Source organism: Clavibacter lycopersici, assembly GCF_003576405.1.
In the GTDB taxonomy this organism is placed as follows: domain Bacteria; phylum Actinomycetota; class Actinomycetes; order Actinomycetales; family Microbacteriaceae; genus Clavibacter; species Clavibacter lycopersici.
Map to the genome: position 1 here is coordinate 1 of NZ_QWGT01000225.1, position 4,476 is coordinate 4,476.

A 4,476-nucleotide genomic window follows, 5' to 3' on the forward strand; every position below is an offset into this window, starting at 1 on the left:
GGTGCCCCCGTCGGCGTCCCTGTCGGCATCGCCGGCCTGAGCGGGCCGGGACGTGCGCTCGCGCCGGGCGAGCTCGGCGGCCGCGCGGATCCACCGCTCGTCGCTCGCGTCGGCCCCCTGCGCGTACACGCGGCGGCGCAGCTCGTCGAGGGGGAGCGCGGAGACGTCGTCGTCCTCGGGCATGGGCACCTCCGTGGCCGACCCTGCCACATCCGCACGGCCCGTGCGGGGTGTCCCCGTGTTACGGCCCGGTTCGACTTCGCCCTCGGCGCGGCCTAGCGTCGAGGTGCTGCAGGGACGCGGCCACCGGCCGTCGCCGTGGTCCCGCACCGCATGCGCGACCATCGTCGCGCGCACGCCTCCCGGGAGGCGTCCCGACCGCCGAGGGGCGTCCGCACGACCGCGTCGGCACGCCCGGCGCGCGTCGTCCGCGCGCGCATCCGCATCCCCGCATCCACGCACCCGCGCCGTCGCACCCCACCGGACAGCACCGGCCCCGCACCACCGAGAGGATCACCATGACCACGCAGGCACCCCTGATCGACGCCCCGAAGCGGAGGAACCGCCTCGGCCTCATCATCGGCGCGGTCGTCGTCGTCCTCGCGATCGTCGCGGCCGCCCTCTTCGCCACGGGCGCCTTCTCGGGCGGCGGCAAGGCCGTCCGCATCGGCGTGGTCGGCGCGAGCGACCCGCAGTGGCCGCTCTTCGTCGAGGCGGCGAAGGAGCAGGGCATCGACGTGGAGATCGTCGACTTCACCGAGTACCCGCAGGTGAACCCGGCGCTCAGCGAGGGCGAGATCGACCTCAACCAGTTCCAGCACCTCGTCTACCTCGCGCAGTACAACGAGGGTGCGGGCGACGACCTCACGCCCATCGGCGCGACCGCGATCTACCCGCTCGCGCTGTACTCGCAGAAGCACGGCTCGGTGGAGGAGATCCCCCAGGGCGGCACCGTCGTCGTCCCGAACGACGAGTCGAACCTCGCCCGCAGCCTGCTCGTGCTCCAGTCGGCGGGCCTCGTGTCGCTGAAGGGCGGCGGATCCAGCGTCTCCACGCTCGACGACGTGGACCAGGCCGCGTCGAAGGTCACCGTCACCACGGTGGACGCCGCGCTCACCGCCACGTCGCTGCCCGACGCGGACGCCGTCATCATCAACAACGACTACGTCACCGACGCCGGCCTCACCGCCGACGACGCGATCGCGCAGGACGACCCCAGCGACCCCAACTCGCTCGCCTACGTCAACGTCTTCGCGGCCCGCGCCGACGACGCCGAGAACGAGACGTACCTGAAGCTCGCGCAGATCTTCGAGGACACCCCCGCCGTGGTCGACGCGGTGGTCGAGAACTCGGGCGGCACCGCGATCCCGCTGAAGACCCCCGCCGACGAGCTGCAGAGCCTGCTCGCCACCACCGAGCAGGCCGTCGCCGAGAAGAAGGCGGCTCGATGACGGACGCCCCGCACGTCACCCTGCGCGGCGTCGGCAAGCGGTACCCGCCGCGCGCCAAGGGCGAGCAGGCCCTCGAGGCCCTCGCGGACGTCGACCTCGACATCCGCCGCGGCGAGGTGTTCGGGATCATCGGCTACTCGGGTGCCGGCAAGAGCACCCTGGTGCGGCTCGTGAACGCGCTCGAGCGGCCGACCGCCGGCATCGTCGCGGTCGACGGGCGGGAGATCCAGGACCTCCCCGAGCGCGAGCTGCGGAAGCTGCGCCTCGGCATCGGCATGGTGTTCCAGCAGTTCAACCTCTTCACCTCGAAGACCGTGTGGGGCAACGTCGCGTACCCGCTCACCGTCGCCGGCATGCCGAAGGACCAGCAGCAGCGGCGGATCAGCGACCTGCTGCACTTCGTCGGCCTCGCCGACAAGGCGCACGCCCGGCCCGACGAGCTGTCCGGCGGGCAGAAGCAGCGCGTCGGCATCGCCCGCGCGCTCGCGACGAGCCCCGCGATCCTCCTGGCCGACGAGGCGACGAGCGCGTTGGATCCCGAGACCACGAGCGAGGTCCTCGCGCTGCTGCGCCGGGTCAACGAGGAGCTCGGCGTCACCATCGTCGTCATCACGCACGAGATGGAGGTCATCAAGTCCATCGCGCACCGCGTGGCGGTCATGGACTCCGGCCGCGTCATCGAGCAGGGCGAGGTCTTCGACGTGTTCTCCCGCCCCACGAGCGACGCCGCGCGCCGCTTCGTCTCCACGGTCGTCGCGGGCGTGCCCGAGCCGCAAGAGGTGCAGCGCCTCCGCCGCCGTCACCCCGGCCGCCTGGTCACGCTGTCCTTCGCGGACGGCGGCGCGACGCAGTCCGAGGTCTTCCAGGCGCTCGCCGCCGCGGGCATCGCGTTCGAGGTCGTGCACGGCGGGATCACCGACATCCAGGGCCGCACGTTCGGCAACCTGACCCTCGCGCTCGGCGGCGACGCCGCGCGCATCGACGAGGTGCTCGCGGCCGACCGCGCCGGCGTCACCGTGACGGAGGTGGTCTGAGATGGACGTGCTCACCCCGCTCCTGCCGCTCCTCGGCCGGTCGACGGTCGAGACCCTCGTGATGGTGCTGCTCACCCTGCTGTTCGGCGGGGTCGGCGGCCTGGTCATGGGCCTCGGCCTCTACCTCACGCGCGCCGGCAGCCTGCTCCCGAACCGGTCCCTGTTCGCGGTGCTCAACCTGGTGGTCAACACCTTCCGGCCGATCCCGTTCGTGATCTTCCTGTTCGCCGTGCAGCCCCTCGCGCGCCTGGTCACGGGCAGCGGCATCGGGCAGCCGGCGGTCATCTTCACGCTGTCGCTCGGGGCGTCCTTCGCGATCAGCCGCATCGTCGAGCAGAACCTGCTCACGGTGCAGCCGGGCGTGATCGAGGCGGCCCGGTCCGTGGGCGCGAGCCCGGTGCGGATCATCTTCACCCTGCTGATCCCGGAGGCGCTCGGCCCGCTGATCCTCGGCTACACCTTCATCTTCGTCGGCATCGTGGACATGACCGCGGTGGCGGGGGCGATCGGCGCGGGCGGCCTCGGCAACTTCGCGATCGTCTACGGGTACCGGCAGTTCGAGCCGGTGGTCACGTGGGCGGCCGTGATCATCATCATCGTGCTCGTGCAGGTGGTGCAGTTCGCCGGCAACCGGATGGCCCGGGCGGCGCTCCGGCGCTGACGCGGTCTCCCCGGCGCGACCCGCGGCCGCCCGCTCCCTACCGGAGCGAGGCGGCCGCGGCGCGCACGTGCCGGGTGAGGTCGGCGAGCACGGGGGAGTCGACGCTCCAGCGCTGCCAGTGCAGGGCCACGTCCACGTGGGATCCCGCGTCGAGCGGCACGAGCGCCCCCGACGCGACGAGCTCCTCGCTCTGCAGGTCCGGCAGCATGCCCCAGCCCATGCCGAGCGTCACGGCCGTGACGAACTCCGCCGACGACGGGACGTAGTGGCGCGGCTGCCCCGCAGGCGAGCGGCGGCCGCGGAGCCAGCGGTCCTGCATCTCGTCCTTGCGGTCGTACATCACGAGCGGCGCCACGGCGAGCGCGCCCGGCGTGGGCCCGTCGGGCAGGTGCGCGGCGACGTAGGCGGGCGTGGCGAGGGCGCGGTACCGCATCCGGCCGAGCCGCTCCGAGGTGCAGCCCTGCACGGGGTCCTTGACGCTCGTGACGGCGGCCATCGCGGTTCCGTCGCGCAGCAGGTCGAGCGAGTGGTGCTCGTCCTCGCGCAGCACCTCCACGGCCTGTCCGGTCTCGGCGGCCAGAGCGGCGAACGCCGGCAGCAGCCACGACGCGAGCGAGTCGCCGTTCACGACCACCGGCACCGCCGCCGTGCCCGCCCGCGGAGCGTCGGCGTCGCCCACGCCGAGCAGCCCGTCCAGGTCGCGTTCGAGCAGCAGCACCTGCCGCGCGTGGCGCAGCACGGCGTCGCCCGCCTCCGTGGTGGTCGCCGGGCGGGTACGGCGGAGGAGCACGCGGCCCGCGCTCCGCTCGAGCGCCGTGATCCGCTGGCTCACCGCGGAGGGCGTCAGGCGGAGCACGCGTGCGGCCGCGTCGAGCGTGCCGGTGTCGATGACGGCGGCCAGGGTGCGCAGGTGCTCGGTGCGGATGTCCATCATCAGCGATGCTAACGGTGCAGCAGGAAGATGAGCTGGTCTGATGCGCCACCGGTGCCTAGCGTGGTGGCCATGCACCCGCTCGCGCACGCGCTCTCCGGCTTCGGACTCGGCTTCTCGCTCATCGCCGCCATCGGCGCGCAGAACGCCTTCATCCTCCGGCAGGGCACCCGGCGCGAGCACGTGCTCGTCGTGGTCCTCATCTGCGCGGTCTCCGACGTGATCCTCATCGGCCTGGGCGTCGCCGGCATCGGCGCCCTGATCGAGGCGGCACCCGTCGCGATCGTCGTCATCCGCATCCTCGGCGCCGCGTTCCTCGCCGGCTACGCGGCCCTGTCGCTGCTCCGGGCGGTCGCGCCGCAGGGCCTCGCGGCCGCCGCGTCCGCGCCGCGCGCGCTC

5 protein-coding genes and 1 pseudogene are annotated in these 4,476 nt (G+C 73.2%); 4 read left to right on the forward strand and 2 right to left on the reverse strand.

The features are described from left to right. Positions 1-183, reverse strand: a pseudogene (locus tag DZG00_RS12605) (hypothetical protein); the annotation flags it as partial. Between the two features lie 335 nt (positions 184-518). Between DZG00_RS12605 and DZG00_RS12610 the strand changes: the two are divergent. From DZG00_RS12610 to DZG00_RS12620, 3 genes are read left to right on the forward strand one after another with little or no spacing between them, the layout of a single operon-like run. Further along, positions 519-1,451 (forward strand): MetQ/NlpA family ABC transporter substrate-binding protein, encoded by a 933-nt coding sequence (locus DZG00_RS12610; protein ID WP_119455683.1) that lies wholly within the window; start codon positions 519-521, stop codon positions 1,449-1,451. Further along, complete coding sequence (locus DZG00_RS12615; RefSeq protein ID WP_119382896.1) at positions 1,448-2,485, forward strand: methionine ABC transporter ATP-binding protein; 1,038 nt, start codon at positions 1,448-1,450, stop codon at positions 2,483-2,485. The genes DZG00_RS12610 and DZG00_RS12615 overlap by 4 nt, the downstream gene beginning before the upstream one ends. 1 nt (position 2,486) lies before the next feature. Continuing rightward, complete coding sequence (locus DZG00_RS12620) at positions 2,487-3,146, forward strand: methionine ABC transporter permease (protein WP_119382895.1); 660 nt, start codon at positions 2,487-2,489, stop codon at positions 3,144-3,146. 37 nt (positions 3,147-3,183) lie between these two features. Here the strand turns inward: DZG00_RS12620 and DZG00_RS12625 are convergent, their stop codons facing one another. After that, positions 3,184-4,080 (reverse strand): LysR family transcriptional regulator ArgP, encoded by an 897-nt coding sequence (locus DZG00_RS12625; protein ID WP_119455684.1) that lies wholly within the window; start codon positions 4,078-4,080, stop codon positions 3,184-3,186. 69 nt (positions 4,081-4,149) lie between these two features. Between DZG00_RS12625 and DZG00_RS12630 the strand changes: the two genes are divergently transcribed. Beyond that, positions 4,150-4,476 (forward strand): LysE/ArgO family amino acid transporter (locus DZG00_RS12630; protein WP_158587806.1); only part of this gene is annotated, 327 nt, incomplete at its 3' end.